Source organism: Pantoea sp. USHLN256, assembly GCF_037149875.1.
Lineage (GTDB): Bacteria > Pseudomonadota > Gammaproteobacteria > Enterobacterales > Enterobacteriaceae > Pantoea > Pantoea nemavictus.
Genome location: NZ_JBBCQO010000002.1, coordinates 752,302 through 770,740, shown reverse-complemented (window position 1 = coordinate 770,740; position 18,439 = coordinate 752,302). Strand labels below are relative to the sequence as shown.

Below are 18,439 nucleotides of genomic sequence, written 5' to 3'. Positions count from 1 at the left end.
TATTGCACCTTACTGGCTAAGGGTTTGCTTGAGTGCCGCAATTGATGAGGTGATGCCGGCGTCCACCGACATGGTAAGATCTTCCATCTCCAGCGATACCCAATCGTTGTAACCCATCATGCGCACCACCGAGAAGAACTCCTTCCACCACTGCAGATCCTGGCCGCAGCCCACTGCAACATAGTTCCACGCACGGTTGGCAACGTCTTCCACCGGTTTGGTTTCCAGTAAGCCGTTAATGTTCACCAGCCCACGTTCCAGTCGCACATCCTTGCCGTGGCAGTGATGAATCGCCGGGCCGAGCGCGCGCGCGGCAGCAATCGGATCGGCTCCCATCCACAGCAGATGGCTGGGATCGAGATTCAGCCCGACCATATCGCCCACCGCATTGCGCAGACGGAACAGGGTTTCCGGATTCCACACCAGCATCGAGCTGAAGTTTTCAAGTGCAAACTTTTCGACGCCGCTGGCTTTGGCACGTTCCACCAGCCCTTGCCAGTAAGGAATTGCCACTTCATTCCACTGATAATCGAGGCAGTTTTTCAGCGTGGGCGGCCAGCTTACGGTGTAGGTGATCCAGTTGGGAATGGTGTCATGCGGGCCAGCGGGCGGCAGGCCACTCATCATGACGATTTTCTTCACGCCCAATTCACCGGCCAAAACCAGCGCGTTTTCCGTATCGCGCTTGTGCTTATTGCCCAACTCGCCCGGATCGAGCGGATTTCCCGACACATTCAGCGCCGCAATTGACATGCCGCGACTCTCCAGCGCCTGCAGCAACTGCTGCCGTTGCGTCGCGCTCCCCAGCAGCGCTTCGGTGCGCAGATGCGGCGCCGGGGACCAGCCACCGGTGGTCATTTCAACGCCGTAAACCCCCAGCTCCAGCAGTTTATCCAGCATCTGTTCAAACGGCAGATGACCCAGGCTATCGGTACAAAAAGAGAGTTTCATGGCATTCCTTATTCGTAATTAACCCAGCTCGCGCCGTTATCCGCAGACCGCACGCAGTTTTCGATCCAGCGCACACCTTCAATCCCGGCGTTGATGTCCGGATATATCAGGTTATCGAGCGTCTGTTGGTCGCCGCGTTGCGTGGCGCTGATGGCGATGGCAAATTTGAGATAGATATTGGCCCAGGATTCCGCCAGCCCTTCGGTATGCAGCGCCCCGAGACGTTCATCAGCCAGGGCGCTTTCGTGCAGATACGGCATGCCGTGATGCATAATCTGATTCGGTTGGCCCTGCACTTCATACTTCAGCTCGCCCGGGTTGTAATCGCTCCACTCCAGGCTGGCGCGCGAACCAATCACCCGAATGCTTTGGCTGTCCATCGAACCGGCGTTGATGGAGGACGCCCACATGCGCCCTACCGCACCGTTGTCGTAATGCATCAACACCATCGCGTTATCTTCCAGCGGCGCGCGTGACGGAATAAAGCTCTGGCGATCGCACAGCAGCGATTTCACTTTCAGCTGCGGCAGCACCAGCTGTGAGATGTAGAAGGTGTGAGTAGAGATATCCCCAAGGACAAACGAAGGTCCGGCAATTTTGGGATCGACCCGCCATTTCTGCGCTTCGCTGAACTTGTCGGCGCTGTCATTGGCGCTAAAGCCGTGGGTGTATTGCAACTCCACCATGCGCACATCACCAATTTCGCCATTAGCGATCATCGCGCGCATCTGCATCAGCAGCGGATGGCCAGAGAATCCGTACGTCACGCCAACGATCAAGCCTTTCGTCGCGGCCAGTTGTTTGATTTCCTGCGCTTCGGCACAGGTGAAAAACAGCGGCTTCTCGCAAATCACGTGAATACCAGCATTCAGAGCGGCTTTGGTAATTTCATAGTGAGTGCCATTTGGCGTGGCAATCGATACCACTTCCACGCCATCTTCCCGCTTCGCCTCTTCGGCCAGCAGCTGCTGATAATTGTCGTAGCAGCGTTCTGCCGCCAGGCCGAGATTGACGCCAAAATCGCGACCGCGCTCGGCATCAATATCAAACGCGCTCGCCACCATTTGATAGGCGGTGTTATCACGCAGGGCGCCAGAACGGTGTTTATAGCCAACCTGGCTTAAACGACCGCCGCCGATCATGGCCCAGCGCAATGGACGTGGGATACTCTTTTCACCGTTGAGCATAACAACTCCTGTTAATTTTGCACCCGGGTGCAAACTGAGTGACAGTAAGATTCGAGGGTATTTATTCTGCTAACATTAACTTTGTTACCGGGTGCAAAAAAGCCTGCACTCATGAGTATAAACGCCATTTTCTCGCGTTAAACTGAGCGAAATGTCAGCGATATTGACTTTCCCGTCAATCTGGCAAAGTGCAAATCAGCGAAATCGATCACAAAATCTTAATGTAATGCACCCGATTGCAAAAAATGTTGCAATCGGGTGCACTGATCAAACATAATCGCAACATCATAAAAACAAGATTATTTGTCGCGCTTTGCGCCAAATGCGTGCGCTCAGGTGTTTATTTTCCGTTGGCTTTAACGTTCAATGCTGGGGGTCTTCCGTTAATACCCCTACGCAGGTGCTATGAGTAAACCAACCGATAAATCACACAAAGCCACCGCCAGCGACGTTGCCCGGTTGGCAGGCGTCTCGAAATGGACGGTCTCGCGCGCTTTTACGCCGGGCGCGTCAATTTCTGACAAAGCGCGCGAACGTGTCATGGCCATTGCCAGCGAGCTCGGCTATCGCCCTAACCTGCTGGCACGCAGCCTGTCGCAAAAGAAGACACATATTATTGGCGTGGTGATCGACGAGCTAAAAAATCCGCACACCATGTTGATGCTCGACACTGTCACCCGCCAGCTGCAACAGCGCGGTTATATGGCATTGCTGTTAAATATCGGCAGCGGCGAAAATTATCGCGCAGTGCTTTCGCTGGCCGACCAGCTGCAGGTTGATGGCATGCTGTTTCTCGGCACGGTGCTGAGTGATGAATTAATCGCCGTAGCGCGCGAGATGCACCACATTCCGTTAGTGCAGGTGTGCCGTAACAATGATGAGCCTGGCATTGAAGTGGTCAGCATTGATGGCTTACATGCGGGCAAAAAGCTAGGTGAACTGCTGCTGGCACAGGGTTATACGCGCATCGGTTACATGATGGGACCCGCCACCAGAAGCCACCACACGTTGCGTCTGGAGGGCCTTCAGCTCGCGCTGAACGATGCCGGCTTGCAGCTCGACGTGCTGCTGATGGCAGGCGCTTATGCCCGCGAGTGCAGCTATACGGCGTTAACCGATTACCTAAACGCGCAAGCGCCCGATCAGCGCATCGAAGCGCTATTTTGTGAAAACGATGTGCTGGCACTCGGTGCGTTAGCCGCCCTGCGCGAAGGTGCAGGCAATAAATTTATGGCAGTGGTGGGCTTTGATGACATCGATGAAGCCAGTCTGCCGAGCTGGCAGCTCACCAGCTTCAGCCAGCGTATTGATTTGATCATCACAGAAGCCTTAAACCGGCTGATTGATGGACGTGCCACTCCAGGTGGCGTTTGGTCTCAGGGAGAATTGCGTGTTCGTCGCTCTCACCTGAAGCCGTGAGGTAACAAGGAGGAGAGATGAAGTTGTCGTTGCATGGCGTGTCTGTTTGGTACAGCAATGCCGTCACTCAGTTACGCATCGCCCATGAAACGGGCTTTAGCGGATTAGAAATCCTGCCAGAACATCTGTATCGCTATCTGGATAACGGTGGCAGTTATGCCGCCTACCGCGATTTGATGGCGAAATACAGCATCGAGATTACCTGCATCAATGCACTGAAACGTATTGGTCGCCATGAGCCACAAGCGCGAGCCGAGCTGCTGCAAGAAGCGGAAAAAATCTGCCAGGCCGCTGTGGAGCTGCGTTGTCCAGTGGTGCAAATCATGGCGCTGACCGAACTCGATCACCTGACTAATGCCGAGCGCGATGCCATCCTGCTGGACAACATCTCCGCGATTGCCGATATCGGTGCGCCACTCGGCATCAAATTCCAGATTGAAGTAGTGGCGTTCACCGCATTCAACTCACTGCAGCACGCGCTCGATCTGATCAAACAGAGCGGCAAAGATAACCTGGGTGTGGTAGTGGATTTCTGGCATCTGCATGCGGGCGGCGCTACCACGCCAGCGGAAGTGGCGCGCATGGATAAAGCTCTGATTTACGGCGTGCATTTCTGCGATGGCCGCGCGGCTAAACCGGGCGAGGCCTGGGACGAATGGGTGCAACGTAACTATGCGCCGGGTGAAGGCGATGTGGATATTGCCGCCTGGGTCGAAGCGGTGAAGGCTACCGGATACGATGGCGTCTGGTCGCCAGAATTATTAAGCCCGCATAACTGGGAAGATGACCTGTGGGATATTTCCCGTCACTGCATTGATGATATGAATAAATATATTAATTAACAGAAAGGGAGCCCGATTAACGGGTTTCCCGTGAAGCTTATTTGCCATGGCGCGGAAAACCTCCAGCCTGATAAATAGCGCGTTGGCCCTATTGCAACGCGCGATGCGTATTTTAATACCTTCTGCCAAAAAATAATAACGAACGCGGATTCGTCGATGACGCCTGTGCGCTATTTGCATTGGGCATCACTGCGTCTGTCAGTTTAGAACGTCGTGCTCTGTAAATAATAATCTGTGGTGTCCATCTGAGGATGGAATGATTAAGGGATAAGAAGTATGAACCGAAGAGAAGCGCTCTTTTCACTCAGCGGCATTGTTGCATCGCTCGCCGTCGCGCCGCAGCTGCGCGCCAAAGAGCTGCATAACGTCCCGCTGGAGACCCAACTCAGTTCTGATCACCTGCCCCAGCCGGCATGGCAAGACGGCTATCAGGTACTCACCAACCCATTGGATCGACAAAACCTGGCGGCCATTTTTGATCGTCTGATCCCCGCCGATGATCTTGGCCCATCCGCCAGTGAAGCGGGCGCGATTGAATTCCTCGATAACCAATTAGCGGGTGATTATGGTTCTGGCGCAGCGCTCTATTTACAGGCGCCGCTGCACCCGGAAAATGAAGAAGCATTGATGGGCAGCCCGCAATTTCTCACGCCACCGAAAGCGCGCTATTTAACCGGCTTAGCGGCGCTGGAAAAGTGGGCACAACAACATCATCAGGCCTCATTGCATACCTTATCTGCGCAGCAGATCGATGAATTTCTGACAAAGATGGAAGACGGCAAAATTGATTTAGGAGCAGACGTAAATAGCCAGGCGCTGTTTGAATTAATGCTGCAAAACGCGCGTGAAAGCTATTTGGCCGATCCGATTTATGGCGGTAATAAAAATATGGCGGGCTGGAAGATGATCGGTTTTCCCGGTGCGCGCTATGACTATCGTCCTTATATCGAACGCCGTAACGAAAATCTGGCACTTATTCCCGTCAGTCTGATTCCTAACGATTAAATAGCCGGAGCTGAGTTAATGTCACTAGTAAGAAATAAAGCTGACGTGGTGATCGTCGGCCTGGGTTGGGCCGGTTCGGTGATGGCGGAAGAGCTATCCCGTGCGGGACTCAATGTGGTTGCCATTGAGCGCGGAGCCTGGCGTGATACCTCGACCGATTTCCCGGTCGCCATTGATGCCGATGAACTGCGTTTTCATACCCGCCGTAAAATTTTGCAGCCAATGAGCGTGGAAACCACCACCTTCCGTAACCGCAGCGATCAGCTCGCCGCCCCGGTGCGTAACTGGTCAGCGTTTCAGTTTGGCTGGAACGTCGGCGGCGCAGGCACACACTGGGCTGGCATGTCATGGCGTTTTACGCCGTGGGATTTTGAAGTGGCAAAGCAAACCCGCGAGCGCTACGGCGTTAAAAAGATGCAGGGTTTGCAGCTGCAGGACTGGGGCGTGACCTACGACGACATGGCGCCGTTTTACGATCGCTTTGAGCGTATTGCCGGGACGTCTGGAATCGCCGGCAATCTCAACGGTCAGTTGCAGAAAGGCGGCAACGTGTTTGAAGGACCGCGCTCGCGCGACTATCCGACGCCACCGCTGAAAGATACGCACTGGATGAGCAAATACCGTAAAACCACCGAGAGCATGGGTTATCACCCCTTCACTATCCCTGCAGGTAATCTCTCTCAGGCTTACGTGAACCCACTCGGCGTCAGTATGGGCCCGTGCACCTATTGCGGCTTCTGCGACTTCCACGGCTGCGGCAACTTTTCCAAATCATCACCGCAAGCGTGCATTCTGCCGGTGCTGATGCGCCGCCCGAACTTCACGCTGCTGACCGAAACCGAAGTGCTGCACGCGGTGAAACATGACGATGGCAAAACGGTAAAAGGCGTTAAATTCATCACGCAGGATGGCGTGGAAGGCTTCCAGCCAGCCGATATCGTCTGCATCACTGCTTATCAGATGGATAACGTGCGCCTGATGCTGCTCTCCGGCGTAGGCGAGCAATACAATCCGCTGACCGGTCGCGGCACCATTGGCCGAAACTACAACTATCAAACCTGCTCCACGGTCACCGGTTACTTCGATAACGAATATATGAACCCGTTCATCGGCGGCGGCGCGCTTGCGGTGCAAATCGATGATTTCAACGGCGATAACTTCGATCACAGCGAACTCGATTTCATTGGCGGCGCGGGCATCATGGGCTTCTCCACCAACGGCCGTCCGATTCAGAACATGAATAGCCTGCGTCCTGGCACCAGGCGTTGGGGCAGCGAGTGGAAAGCGGGCTACAAACGCGATTACCAAAGCGCTGGCACCATCTTCTGCCAGGGCACCTCAATGCCGATGCGTGAAGCCTATCTCGATCTCGATCCGAACTATAAAGATCGTCACGGCCAACCGCTGATCCGCACCACCTTCGACTGGAACCAGAACGATGTGCGCATGGCGAGATATGTTACCGACCGCGCTATCAACATCATGAAAGAGATGGGCGGCCAGCACATGGTGGTCGATAACCAAGCAGAGAAGAGCTGGAACCCTTACCAGCAGCACAGTTCGCATACCATTGGTGGTGCGGTGATGGGCGCCGATCCCAGCACCTCGGCCCTCAATCCTTATCTGCAAAGCTGGGATGCGCACAACCTGTTTGTGGTGGGCGCGTCGGCCTTCCCGAATAACGGCGGTTACAACCCCACCATCACCATTGGTGCGCTGGCGGTTCGCGCCGCACAGGCGATTCACCAGAAGTACATCAACAATCCGGCACCGCTGGTGGGGGCGTAATCATGGCGAAAGCAAAGAAAATAACTTACACCCTCGCCGCGCTGGCGGTGCTGGCGGGCATTGCGGCAACAGGCAGATTATGGGTGGTGTTAGACAGCGCTCGCTCCAACGTTGCCGACGATAAGGTGCAGTTGGCCGATTTTCACAGCAACGATGATGCGGCCATCAAACGCGGCGAATATGTGATGCGTCTTGCCGACTGTGCCGCCTGCCACAATGCCGACTTCTCCGGCGGCTACAACATCGATACGCCGTTTGGCGCGCTGAAAACCTCGAACATTTCGCCAGATCGCGCCACCGGAATCGGCAAAATGACCGAGCGCGATTTCTTCAACGCGGTGCGTCAGGGACGTGGCGATCACGGCTTCCTGTATCCGGCGATGCCGTACACCGCGTACACCCAGATGAACGATGGCGACATGCACGATCTTTGGGCCTACTTCTCGGCGCAAAAACCGGTGAACAACGCCGTGGATGAAAATGCGGGCATGAACTTCCCGTATAACATTCGTCTGGCGATGGCGGGCTGGAACCTGTTGTTCTTTGATAACAATGCGTTTAAACCGCAAACCGCGCAGAACGACGAGTGGAATCGCGGCAAATATATCGTGGACGGTCCGGCGCACTGTAGCGTTTGCCACACCGCACGCAACGCGCTAGGCGGCGAGATCGGTAGCCAATATCTGCAAGGCGGTAATCTGGGCAGCTGGTACGCACCGGATATCACGCCAAATCCACACGCTGGCATTGGTAAATGGAGCGACACGCAGATTGCCGACTACCTGAAAACCGGCTCCAACGGAGAGAGTGTGGCGGCAGGCCCGATGGCGGAAGCGGTTGAACACTCAACGCAATATTTTAACGATCGCGATCTGCAATCCATCGCTACCTATCTGCGCAGCTTACCGGCGTCGTCCAGCGCAAAAGCCAGCGGATTTGTGATGGATAAAGCGCGTCAGGATCAGGCCGCACTGCGTTATGAAGTGGATTGTTCTGCCTGCCACGGTTTGTCAGGTGAAGGTATCACCGGTATGGTGCCAGCCTTCGCCAACAATGGCGCAATGCAGAACGATCCGACCAACATGATTCATGCGCTGCTGGATGGCGCTCGTGCGCCGCACACCGAAGGCCGCCCAACGTCCGCAGGCATGCCGGCATTTTCCTGGAAGCTTAACGATCAGGAGATGGCCGACGTGCTCAACTACGTAAGAAACTCGTGGGGCAATCAGGGTGCAGAAGTGAAAGCCAGTCAGGTTGCCGATCTACGCAAAGCCACCGGCGCAGGCGATAAGTTGAAACTGCCCGCGATGAAATAAACAGTCATTGTTTTCATCAGAAGCGGCGCAATTTATCGCGCCGCTTCACGTTGGATTATCAGCGCAGCAGCTGGGTAATTCCCCACAGCGCTAACGCATGATCGTCTGCGGAAGGTAAACCACTGATGGTGACGGCGCCGAGGATCGCGCCCTGAGAAGTCAGCAGTGGGAAGGAACCACCGTGATCGGTGTAATCTTCCTGACGGATATTGCGCTGCTGTGCCATCCGCTCGCCCTTCTGCTCATTAAAAAGCCCCACGTACATCGACGAGTGACCGGTTAACAACACGGTGTTACGTTTGCGTCGCATCCATTCCAGATTCTCTGGCGCGGAACCTGGCAATGCAGACAGAAACAGCACCTGACCAAATGCATAGACTTCGATAGCGATAGGCGCATTCTCTTCACGGCCACGCTGCTGGATGCTTTGTCCAATTTGCCAGGCTAAATCGAAATCAAACTGCGGTAAACGGTGCTCGGCTTCCTGCTGCAACAGGCTGTCCAGAGACGGGAGCGATGACATGATAGAATCCTCTCAAATTGAAATTAATTTTCCATATTTTATAACATGGAATATATTTTTCGCACGTGATGAGGCTCTCAGTTCATTAGTCACTGAGCGGAATCGTGCGCCACCCTCTCAACCTCAAGATCATAGGCGCGCCGCTGGACCACGTTGACGCTCAGCGTCGGCAAGCGTCCTTAAGCCAAATCCGTCGGCAGCGCGCCGAAATGCACCGCGAGCCACACGGTTGGGCCGCTGCTGTCCGTCCAGTTAACGCGATGGCGGCAGCCTGCTGGAATCTCGACAAAATCGCCGGCATGCAGATGGCGCTCCTGCGCTTCGCCTTCCAGCTGCAATCCGGCCGAACCTTGTAAAACCATCACCCATTCACCCTGCGTCTGGCAGTACCAAAAATCGGGTGGACTCGCTTGCCCGGTCGAAACGATGCGTTCGATATGCAGATTAGGCTGCGCCAGCAGCGCTTCATACGTCTCAGCGCTGCCGTTCTGTGCGGCGGCGGGGAAATCGCGGAATAGGTTGGTTATCATCGCGCGGGCTCTACAGTTAATGAAAACAGCCCGCACTGTAACGCAGGCTTCACCCAGAAGGCTCACAGAATTTCGCGCTGCCGATTGACGCGCTGCGTGCAAATCACCATTATCCTGGCCACGATTGGCTACCCGGAGCGTGAAGGTGTCGGAACTCAGTAATGCACTGCTTGAAGAGATAGTTAGCGAAGTTCGCCCATTAACCCAGCAGGGAAAAGTGGCGGATTATATTCCGGCGCTGGCCGATGTAGACGCTGATCGGCTCGGCATCGCTATTTGCACGCCCGATGGCCGCTGTTTTCAGGCGGGCGATGCTGCGACCCGTTTCTCCATCCAGTCAATCTCCAAAGTGTTGTCACTCAGCGTGGCGCTGACGCTGTACGAAGATGGCGAGATCTGGCAACGCGTCGGTAAAGAGCCTTCCGGGCAGGCATTTAATTCGCTGGTACAGCTTGAGCTGGAACAGGGCAAACCGCGCAATCCGTTTATTAATGCCGGCGCGCTGGTGATGTGCGATCTGCTGGAAAGCCGCCTCACCGCACCGCGTCAGCGCATGCTGGAAATTGTGCGTCGTCTGGCGCAGCAACCGGACATCAATTACGACCGCGTCGTGGCGCGTTCTGAATACGAGCATTCGGCGCGCAACGCGGCGATTGCCTGGCTGATGAAATCGTTTGGCAATTTCCACAACGACGTCAGCAAAGTGATGGAAACTTATTTTCACTACTGCTCGCTGTCGATGAGTTGCGAAGAGTTGGCGCGCACCTTCCTGTATCTCGCGAATCACGGCCGCACTCAGGATGACGAATCGGCGGTGATCTCGCCGCGTCAGGCGCGTCAGGTGAATGCGTTGATGATGACCAGCGGCATGTACGATGGCGCCGGTGAGTTCGCCTGGCGCGTTGGGATGCCGGCTAAATCAGGCGTTGGTGGCGGTATTGTGGCCGTGATTCCCGGCGAGATGAGTATTGCGGTTTGGTCTCCTGCGTTGGATCACTCGGGCAACTCATTGGCCGGCACCGCGCTGCTGGAAAAACTCACCGAGCGGCTGGGACGATCGATTTTTTGATTTTCTCGGCCCGAGCGGTAATGTTTCTTCTCTGTTTTTATCAAGTTACATAGGGGTTAACAAACGCGGCGCGTTAAGTGACTATTTTCAAAAGGTGCGAATTTTTTCTTAAATAGCCTCTATTTTTTTAACCCATCCACGTCAATCGCGTTACACTTCGGCCTCATTTAAGGAATCATCCACTAGCAACCATGACGTTTACACATCACTTCCGCCAGCGTTTGACTGCCTGTGTCGCCATTGTGGCGGTGCTGCTGCTGTTCGTCGCGCCGATTGTGTCGAAAACGTTGATGGAGCGGCAAAACCAGATGATGGCGATGCCGCAACACAGCATGATGACCAGCTCGATGAGCCATCATGAGATGATGATGGCGGATATGCCGATGCCCGGCATGAGCCATCACATGATGGATGACGGCGAGTTCGCCTGTGGCTATTGCGATCTGCTGGTGCATGTCCCGCTGCTGATGTGGGTGTTCATCCCGTTCATCTGGCTGATCATGGTGATTTCGCGTGCGCCGCCGCTGCCACATGTGGTTGCGCCGATTGTACGTCGCATTAGCAGCATCCATCGACCGCGCGCCCCTCCTGCACTTCTTCCCTGCTGACTTAATTTATTGCAGTGCACGCTCAACTGTAGCGTTGCGCTAAGACAATTTCTTTTTGGAAGGAAGACGGCTTTGTCTGCTGCTCACTCTGCAGCACCGCGCGGTGCGGTGCTTAATTTGCTACGTCGCTTACATTTTTACATCGGTCTGTTTGTCGCCCCGTTCATCTTTATCGCGGCACTCAGCGGCACGCTTTACGTGTTAACACCCCAGCTGGAAAACCTGATTTATGCCGATGCGCTGACCGCCGAACCGCACGGCAATGCGCAGCCGCTGTCGGCACAAATCACTGCCGCGCGCGCTTATGCTGGGGAGAACCAGCACATCTTCGCGGTACGTCCGGCGCCCGGCGCAACGGACACCACGCGCGTGCAATTCAGCGATTCGTCACTCGGCACTTCGCAGTCGCGCGCGGTGTTTATCGATCCTTACAGCCTGAAAGTAGTCGGTGATCTGCCGGTGTATGGCACCAGCGGCGTATTGCCGCTGCGTACTACCATCGACTTACTTCACAGCAGCCTGCTGCTTGGCGATTTCGGGCGCAATTACAGCGAACTGGCCGCATCCTGGCTGTGGGTCGCCGCACTTGGCGGTGTAGTGCTGTGGTTGGGAACGCGTCCAAAACGTAAGCTGAAACAGCCGCGCAAAGGATTTGCCTTCAGCCGCCACTGGCATGTCACGCTCGGTTTAACGCTGGTGGTCGGATTGGTGTTCTTCTCGGTCACTGGCCTGACATGGTCGCAGTGGGCGGGCGGCAATATTGATCGCATGCGTACCGAGCTAAACTGGCTGACGCCGCAGGTCAATACCTCGCTGAACAGTGATGCGCCCATGGCACCGGCCGATCCGCATGCCGATCATATGCCGGATATGGATATGGCGGGCATGAATATGTCGATGTCATCCATGACCAAACCGGCGGCGGCGCCGGCAAAACCGATGCGTAATAACGCCGCCGATGCCGATTGGGATCGCGTGCTGAATGCGGCGCGTCAGGATGGACTCAGCGCGTCCAAACTTGAATTGCGTCAGCCAAAAAGTACGGAAAAAGCGTGGGCGGTAACGGAAATTGACCGCAGCTGGCCAACTCAGGTGGATGCGGTTTCGGTTAATCCACAGGACTTTAGCGTGGTGGATCACGTCTATTTCGATCGTTTCCCGTTAGTTGCGAAGCTGACGCGCTGGGGCGTCGACGCACACATGGGCGTGCTGTTTGGTTTGCCTAATCAGCTGTTACTAGCGTTCTTTGGTTTGGGTTTGTGCAGCATGATCGTGTTGGGTTATCGCATGTGGTGGATTCGTCGTCCGAAAGATGTGGAAGCGAATCCGGCACAAACCCTGACCGAAAGCTGGATGGTGCTGCCGCATTATGCGAAAGGTGCCTGGTTGATGGTGGCGCTGGCGCTTGGCTATGCGCTGCCGGTGATGGGGGCGAGTTTGCTGGCTTTCCTGCTGGTGGATATTCTGCGCTGGCGCAAGCAGCAACGTGCGCCGCTGGATGAGGCGGCCCTGCTGGCTTCTCAGCAATCGCCGCTGGGCATTATCCGCGCGCGTTTTGCGGTGAAGCGCAAAGAGATGCGCTACTTCCTGCGCGGTTTGTTTATTCTGGCGCTGATTGTTGGCACCGTGATGAGCAATGCCATTATCGGTGGGGTGATCGATCAATATGGCATTCCGTTTAGCCATTGGTCGCTGACCATGTATATCACGCAGGGCTTTATGATCGCGTTGTATACCACGGTGTTTACCGCGCTAACGTCGATTCCGTTGTGGTATTTCTTCCTCGGCGAGAAGGATGATTCGCGGGGCTGATGTAAAACGGTGCGCACTTTTTCTTTATCAATGCACTAAGTTGTAGCGGCGCAATTTATTGCGCGATAAATCGCGCCGCTACGGTATGTGCTAATACGCGTTTAAAAATCCGCTTTCATCACCACACGATAATGCGCTTTACCCGCGCGCACGTGATCCAATGCGGCATTCACCTGCGACATCGGAAACTCCTCCACCTGCGGCGCAATATCAGTACGCGATGCCAGTTTCAATAATGCACGCAGTTGTCCCGGTGAACCGGTAGACGAACCCGTTAACGCCCGATCGCCCACAATCAAACTGAATGCCGGCACTTCAAATGGCTTCATCACCGCGCCGACGGTGTGAAACGCGCCTTTGCGCGCCAGCGCCTGATAATAGGGCTTCCAGTCCAAATCTACCGCCACGGTGCTGATAATCAGGTCAAACTGCCCTGCCAGCGCGCTTAACGCCTGCGGATCGCGGCTGTTCACCACCCGATCGGCGCCCATCGCCTTGATCGAATCGGTTTTCGTCGCTGAGGAGCTGAACGCAGTAACCTGAGCGCCCATGGTGCGTAGCAGTTTGATCGCCATATGCCCCAGCCCACCGATGCCAATTACGCCAACGCGACTGGTGGCCGAAATATTGTGCATCAATAGCGGTTTGAACACGGTGATACCGCCGCACAGTAAAGGGCCGGCAGTGGCGATATCCAGCGCCTCCGGCAGCGGAATCACCCATTGCCAGTTGGCACGCAGATGGCTGGCAAAACCGCCGTGATTATTGATGGTGGAGGTTTTACCGTTTTCGCAGTTCACCTGATCGCCTTCGATGCAGGCATCGCAGTGTTGACAGCTTTTCGCCGTCCAGCCGATGCCCACGCGCTGGCCTAATTTCAGCCCTTTATTGTGCGCCGCATCACCCAACGCCACGACGCGACCAATCACTTCGTGGCCAGCGATCAGCGGATAGCGCGAACCGCCCCATTCGTTATCGATCATCGACAAATCGGAGTGGCAGACGCCGCAATAATCCACCTCAACCTGCACATCTTCCGCGGCCAGTGGACCGGCATCATATTCGTAAGGCACCAGCGCCTCACCCGCCTGCAGAGCGGCATAGCTGGAAATCTTCATTGCTGTCCTCGATGTTGGGTTTGCTGGCAGCAGTTTATCAAAGCACCACGTAATATTGTGCCGAATAATCAGGTGATTAAGAGGGTGGATGCTGTTTGAAGGGAGGTGAGTGCAGTAAAACGGTGCGCAGCCGTGCGCACCTTGCGAACTGAGGTCGGCATTCATGCCGACCTGGTCATCTGAGGTTAGAAATCAGCTTTCAGAACCACGCGGTAATTGGCTTTACCCGCGCGTACGTGATCCAGCGCTTCATTGATTTTTGACATCGGGAACTCTTCAACCTGCGGCGCGATATCCGCACGCGATGCCAGTTTCATCAGTGAACGCAGCTGGCCTGGCGAGCCGGTGGATGAACCCGTCACCGCGCGATCGCCCATAATCAGGCTAAACGCTGGCACTTCGAACGGTTTCATCACCGCGCCAACGGTGTGGAACTTGCCGTGCGGCGCTAACGCCTGGAAGTACGGCTGCCAGTCAAGATCGACCGCGACCGTGCTGATAATCAGATCAAATTGTCCAGCCAGTGCATTCAGCGCCTGCGGATCGCGGCTGTTCACCACCCGATCGGCACCCATCGCTTTAATTGACTCGGTTTTGCTGGCATTGGAGCTGAACGCCGTCACTTCTGCACCCATCGCGCGCAGCAGTTTAATCGCCATGTGGCCTAAGCCACCGATGCCAATCACACCGACGCGGCTGGTGGCGGTGACATGATGCATCAACAGCGGTTTAAACACGGTGATGCCACCGCACAACAGCGGGCCTGCTGAAGTGTAATCTATCGCTTCCGGCAGCGGGATCACCCATTGCCAGTCGGCACGCAGATGGCTGGCAAAACCGCCCTTGTTCATGATGGTGGGCACGGAACCATTTTCACAGTTGACGTGTTCGCCGTTGATGCAGGCATTACAGTGCTGGCAGCTTTTTGCCGTCCAGCCAATGCCCACACGCTGGCCGACTTTCAACCCTTTGCTCTGCGCTGCAGCACCTAACGCGCTGATACGACCAATCACTTCATGGCCGGCAATCACCGGAAAGGAGGAGATGCCCCATTCGTTATCAATCATCGATAGATCTGAGTGGCACACTCCGCAGTAATCGACCTCAACCTGCACCTCTTCCGCAGCCAGTTCACCTGCCTCATACTCGTAAGGCACCAGCGCTTCACCCGCATTCAAGGCGGCATAACTTTTGATTTTCATTACTGTCCTCTGTATCTACGTTTTTGACAGGGCAAGTCTAGCAGAGCGTGTTTACCGCTCATGACCATAAATCCGCCACTTAGTCACTTTGCCGCGAATAGACAGGGGAAAAGCATCCAGGGTTAAAGAGGATCGTGATTAAGCGGCGAGCGGTACGCCACGCGCGCTTCTTCTATCAGTTGGCTGGCGGTGACCGTGGGCGGTAAGCGCATCAGCACTTTGCTCGCTTGCCAGTAACAGAGCACCATTAATTCATCGGTTTCGCTTTCAGCCATCTCCAGCAGCCGCTCGCGCAGTGTGGGGACATCCAGCGTTTGTTGCTCATCCATGAGTTCTGCAATGGTTTCATTGAGAACCTGATGGATGATTTTCCAGGAGAGATTGGCAAACACATTGAACCTCGATGCTTAACGTTTGGCTCCAGGCAAATGAATTAAAAATGCTGCAAGAAACAAAATTGAAACAGAACTAACTATAGTCGCTTATTTTATGCACAAAGGCGCTGCGGGCTGACTTTCTTGTAGCTCGCGGATCTATAAAACGATTTTTATTTCAGCGCATTTTCGCTAGCCGAATGGCCTTGTAACAAAAAAGCACAAGCCTGCACTGGCTGTCGGCGCAGCGCTTTGCCAAAGTAAGGCAGCGTTATCCGTTCAACTGCATTTCTACAGGGAATAACAATGAGCCAATCCGCCGCATTACATGCCGACCCGCTGGTTTGGGGCCACGGCCCCAAGGTGTTTGAAGTGTTTCTGGAGCCGACCTGCCCGTTCTCGGTACGTGCATTCAATAAGCTGGATGCGCTGCTGCAGTTAGTGGGAGAAGAGAAGATGACGCTGAAGATTCGCCTGCAATCGCAGCCCTGGCACATGTATTCCGGCGTGATTGTGCGCTACATCCTTGCCGCGTCCACCCTGCCCGAAGGCAAAGCGGCCGCTAAAAAGGTGCTGCAGGCGGTCGCCGATCATCGTGAAGAGTTCGAATTTACCGATCACAGCCACGGTCCAAATATGGATGCCACGCCCAATCAGATACTCGATCGTCTGGAGAAATACAGCGGCGTAAACGCTCGCGAGCCTTTCCTGCGCGCCGAGTTGCAGAACGAGATTAAATGGCACAGCAAGTATTCGCGCCAAAATGGCATTCATGTTTCACCAACTTTCATCACCAACGGTTTGGTGCAGCTGGATATTGGCAGCGGTGACGACATCGAATCCTGGGCAAAGCGCATCCTCGCATAGCCGCTTCGGCCCGTTGCGACGGGCCTTTAGTATGATTTCGCAATAGATTTTCACTTGCACTGTCCGCACTAATTCCGATAATCGTTATCTACCTAATTATATAGCGAGAAAGGGAATGCGATTTACTCACCTCAGCGCGCTGCTGCTTACCGTCGGCGCGGGCTTTACGCTGCATGCACAAGCCAATACCGATATCCGCGTCACTTATGCCGGTTCGATGGGTAAAGTGATGGATCAATCTTTAGGTCCAGCTTTCGCTAAACAAAACAACGGCAACTATGAAGGCCAGGGTCAGGGCGCCTATGGCATGGCACGTTTGCTGGCGAGCAAGAAAATCACCGCTGATGTGTTCGTCTCGATTACGCCGGGGCCGATGCAAATCCTGAAGGATGCGGGATTGATTGATGACGCGATTCCAGTGGCGAGCACCAGCATGGTGGTGGCCTATAGCCCAAAAGGCAAATACGCGCAGCAGTTCGCGCAGGCCAAAGGCAGCGATGCCAGCTGGCTGAAGGTACTGGCAACGCCGGGCATTAAATTTGGTCGCACCGATCCGATCAACGATCCCAAAGGTCAGAACATCATCTTTACCCTGCTGCTGGCTGAGAAATATTATCAGCAGCCTGGCATCGCCGATAAAATCATGGGCGGCTATCAAAACCCGGCGCAAACCCATCTGGAAGGCGGCCTGCTGACGCGTCTGGAGAGCGGCCAGGTGGATGCTGCGGCGGGTTATGAGAGCGAGGTGATCTCCGCACACCTGCCCTACGTGGCGCTGCCCGACGAGATTAATCTGAGTAATCCGGCGATGGCGAAGCAGTGGTACGACACGGTGAGTTTCAATGTGAAAGACAGCGCAGGCAATGACGAAGTGCTGCACACCCAGCCGCTGGTTTACTACGCTGCGGTGCTGAAAAATGCCCCACACGGCGCGGCTGCAGGTCAAGCCTTTGTGGATTTTATGCTGAGCCAGCCGGGCCAGGCGCTGTTTAAACAGAATGGTTATGCCGCGCCAAAAGGCGGTTCCCTCTACCCGTAATGAAAACCCGTCACGCCACTGCGCTATGGCTGTCACTGCCGGCACTGCTGCTGTTGGCGGTGCCCTTTATCACGTTGATTGGCGTTACGCACTGGCAGCATCTGCAGCTGGCGTGGGGCGATGGCAATGCCATCGCGACCTCGCTTGGCCTGGGTGCTGTCGCGCTGATACTGATTTTTGTCAGTGGATTGCCGGTGGCGTGGTGGTTGTCGCAGGCACGCGGTCGTGCGCGATTGATCGTTGAATTGCTGGTGATGATTCCGCTGCTGACGCCGCCGCTGGCAATGGGCATTTTGCTGGTAAGCGCTTACGGCCCTTATAGTTTGCCAGGTGAGCTGTTGGGGAGGTTTGGCTGGACGCTGGTTAACAATCCTGCCGCGTTTATTCTCGCGCAATGGTATGGCGCGCTGCCCTACTTCGTCACCACCGCACGTTCCGCGTTTGCCGGTGTACCGCAGGATATTCTGGAAGCGGGTCGCACGCTTGGCGCTTCTGCGTGGCAACGTTTCTGGCGTTTGTCGATACCGCTGGCCGCGCCGGGATTGGCCTCCGCTAGCGCACTGGCATGGGCGCGAGCAATGGGCGAATTTGGCATCGTGATGATTTTTGCTTATTTCCCCCAAGGCATGCCGGTTCAGCTGTATAACAACCTGCAAAACAACGGTATTGATGCGGTTTATGTACTGCTGTGGCTGCTGCTGCTGTTTACTTTGCCGGTGCCGTTGATCAGCTTTGCGCTGTCACGACGCGTTTAAGGTCGTCATTGATAGCGACCAGGTGCGCATTCAA

18 protein-coding genes are annotated in these 18,439 nt (G+C 55.1%); 11 read left to right on the top strand and 7 right to left on the bottom strand.

The window, feature by feature from the left end; translation table 11 throughout:
* Nucleotides 1-9: 9 nt before the first annotated feature.
* Nucleotides 10-951 carry a sugar phosphate isomerase/epimerase family protein gene (locus WFL93_RS08425; RefSeq protein WP_336777856.1) on the bottom strand — a complete coding sequence of 314 codons (942 nt, stop codon included), beginning with the start codon at nt 949-951 and terminating at the stop codon, nt 10-12.
* Nucleotides 952-959: 8 nt separating this feature from the next.
* The gene (locus WFL93_RS08420) at nt 960-2,138 is read right to left on the bottom strand and encodes a Gfo/Idh/MocA family protein (protein WP_007889761.1); all 1,179 of its coding nucleotides are present in this window, start codon (nt 2,136-2,138) and stop codon (nt 960-962) included.
* Nucleotides 2,139-2,543: 405 nt separating this feature from the next.
* Here WFL93_RS08420 and WFL93_RS08415 point away from each other — a divergent pair, with 405 nt between their 5' ends.
* The 5 genes from WFL93_RS08415 to WFL93_RS08395 all read left to right on the top strand — a co-directional run bounded on the left by WFL93_RS08415 (nt 2,544) and on the right by WFL93_RS08395 (nt 8,508).
* Nucleotides 2,544-3,557 carry a LacI family DNA-binding transcriptional regulator gene (locus tag WFL93_RS08415; RefSeq protein ID WP_336777855.1) on the top strand — a complete coding sequence of 338 codons (1,014 nt, stop codon included), beginning with the start codon at nt 2,544-2,546 and terminating at the stop codon, nt 3,555-3,557.
* Nucleotides 3,558-3,574: 17 nt separating this feature from the next.
* On the top strand, nt 3,575-4,399 hold the full coding sequence (locus WFL93_RS08410; RefSeq protein WP_336777854.1) for a sugar phosphate isomerase/epimerase family protein: 825 nt from the start codon (nt 3,575-3,577) through the stop codon (nt 4,397-4,399).
* A gap of 276 nt (nt 4,400-4,675) precedes the next feature.
* Complete coding sequence (locus WFL93_RS08405) at nt 4,676-5,404, top strand: gluconate 2-dehydrogenase subunit 3 family protein (protein ID WP_336777853.1); 729 nt, start codon at nt 4,676-4,678, stop codon at nt 5,402-5,404.
* 18 nt (nt 5,405-5,422) lie between these two features.
* Nucleotides 5,423-7,192 (top strand): GMC family oxidoreductase, encoded by a 1,770-nt coding sequence (locus WFL93_RS08400; protein WP_336777852.1) that lies wholly within the window; start codon nt 5,423-5,425, stop codon nt 7,190-7,192.
* A 2-nt stretch (nt 7,193-7,194) separates the two neighbouring features.
* Entirely contained in the window at nt 7,195-8,508 is a 1,314-nt protein-coding gene (locus tag WFL93_RS08395; protein WP_336777851.1) for a c-type cytochrome, read from the top strand.
* 58 nt (nt 8,509-8,566) lie between these two features.
* Here WFL93_RS08395 and WFL93_RS08390 read toward each other — a convergent pair whose 3' ends face one another.
* Together WFL93_RS08390 and WFL93_RS08385 are read right to left on the bottom strand one after the other, a co-directional pair.
* Complete coding sequence (locus WFL93_RS08390; protein WP_336777850.1) at nt 8,567-9,031, bottom strand: heme-degrading domain-containing protein; 465 nt, start codon at nt 9,029-9,031, stop codon at nt 8,567-8,569.
* Nucleotides 9,032-9,210: 179 nt separating this feature from the next.
* On the bottom strand, nt 9,211-9,561 hold the full coding sequence (locus WFL93_RS08385) for a cupin domain-containing protein (protein WP_336777849.1): 351 nt from the start codon (nt 9,559-9,561) through the stop codon (nt 9,211-9,213).
* Between the two features lie 145 nt (nt 9,562-9,706).
* Here WFL93_RS08385 and glsB point away from each other — a divergent pair, with 145 nt between their 5' ends.
* The 3 genes from glsB to WFL93_RS08370 all read left to right on the top strand — a co-directional run bounded on the left by glsB (nt 9,707) and on the right by WFL93_RS08370 (nt 13,050).
* The gene (gene glsB, locus WFL93_RS08380) at nt 9,707-10,630 is read left to right on the top strand and encodes a glutaminase B (RefSeq protein WP_336777848.1); all 924 of its coding nucleotides are present in this window, start codon (nt 9,707-9,709) and stop codon (nt 10,628-10,630) included.
* A gap of 191 nt (nt 10,631-10,821) precedes the next feature.
* Nucleotides 10,822-11,238: a DUF2946 domain-containing protein gene (locus WFL93_RS08375; RefSeq protein WP_336777847.1), complete on the top strand. Its 417-nt coding sequence runs from the start codon at nt 10,822-10,824 to the stop codon at nt 11,236-11,238.
* Nucleotides 11,239-11,310: 72 nt separating this feature from the next.
* Nucleotides 11,311-13,050 (top strand): DUF2534 family protein, encoded by a 1,740-nt coding sequence (locus WFL93_RS08370; protein ID WP_336777846.1) that lies wholly within the window; start codon nt 11,311-11,313, stop codon nt 13,048-13,050.
* Nucleotides 13,051-13,151: 101 nt separating this feature from the next.
* On the opposite strand, the gene ahr (WFL93_RS08365) is transcribed toward WFL93_RS08370, so the two are convergent.
* From ahr (WFL93_RS08365) to WFL93_RS08355, 3 genes are all read right to left on the bottom strand, one after another.
* A complete protein-coding gene (gene ahr, locus WFL93_RS08365; RefSeq protein ID WP_336777845.1) occupies nt 13,152-14,168 on the bottom strand; it encodes an NADPH-dependent aldehyde reductase Ahr in 1,017 nt (338 codons plus the stop codon).
* A gap of 185 nt (nt 14,169-14,353) precedes the next feature.
* Nucleotides 14,354-15,370: an NADPH-dependent aldehyde reductase Ahr gene (gene ahr / locus WFL93_RS08360; protein ID WP_336777844.1), complete on the bottom strand. Its 1,017-nt coding sequence runs from the start codon at nt 15,368-15,370 to the stop codon at nt 14,354-14,356.
* A 122-nt stretch (nt 15,371-15,492) separates the two neighbouring features.
* Nucleotides 15,493-15,762 (bottom strand): hypothetical protein, encoded by a 270-nt coding sequence (locus tag WFL93_RS08355; protein ID WP_007889782.1) that lies wholly within the window; start codon nt 15,760-15,762, stop codon nt 15,493-15,495.
* A gap of 288 nt (nt 15,763-16,050) precedes the next feature.
* On the opposite strand from WFL93_RS08355, the gene WFL93_RS08350 reads away from it, so the two are divergent.
* From WFL93_RS08350 to WFL93_RS08340, 3 genes are all read left to right on the top strand, one after another.
* Nucleotides 16,051-16,611, top strand: a complete 561-nt coding sequence (locus WFL93_RS08350) for a thioredoxin (RefSeq protein WP_336777843.1) — start codon at nt 16,051-16,053, stop codon at nt 16,609-16,611.
* Between the two features lie 115 nt (nt 16,612-16,726).
* A complete protein-coding gene (locus tag WFL93_RS08345) occupies nt 16,727-17,650 on the top strand; it encodes an extracellular solute-binding protein (RefSeq protein ID WP_336777842.1) in 924 nt (307 codons plus the stop codon).
* Entirely contained in the window at nt 17,650-18,405 is a 756-nt protein-coding gene (locus WFL93_RS08340) for a molybdate ABC transporter permease subunit (protein ID WP_180824169.1), read from the top strand. The genes WFL93_RS08345 and WFL93_RS08340 overlap by 1 nt, the downstream gene beginning before the upstream one ends.
* Nucleotides 18,406-18,439: the final 34 nt, after the last annotated feature.